This is a genomic window from Cellulosimicrobium sp. 22598 (assembly GCF_052044445.1).
Taxonomy (GTDB): Bacteria; Actinomycetota; Actinomycetes; order Actinomycetales; family Cellulomonadaceae; genus Cellulosimicrobium; species Cellulosimicrobium cellulans_G.
In genome coordinates, this window is record NZ_JBQEMZ010000059.1 from 1 (window position 1) to 311 (window position 311).

At 75.6% G+C, this 311-nt stretch carries 1 protein-coding gene; it reads right to left on the reverse strand.

Annotation, left to right across the window (positions count from 1 at the left end; genetic code table 11):
* The coding region (locus tag ACTJIY_RS20865) for an Ig-like domain-containing protein (RefSeq protein WP_440675410.1) at positions 1-311 on the reverse strand (311 nt) is incomplete at both ends.

Below are 311 nucleotides of genomic sequence, written 5' to 3' on the forward strand. Positions count from 1 at the left end.
GTCACCACGTCCCCGGCGTGCACCGTGACCTCGTCCGCCGCCGCCTGCGGCGGCTGCAACCGCGTCGGCGCCGGCACGGGGATCACGCGTACCTGGCCGGTCGCCGTCTCGGTCCCGTTGGAGGCCGTGTACTCCACGGTCACGGGCGTGTCCAGGCGCCGGATCTCGGTCACCCGGAGCATCTGGTGCGCCAGGATCGCGACCGACACCCCGGCGTCGGCCGGGACGCGCACGGACTGCACGACGAGGACGCCGCCGGCGGGGTCGGTGTCGTTGGCCAGCACGTCCACGAGCGTGCTGCCGCCCGCCGG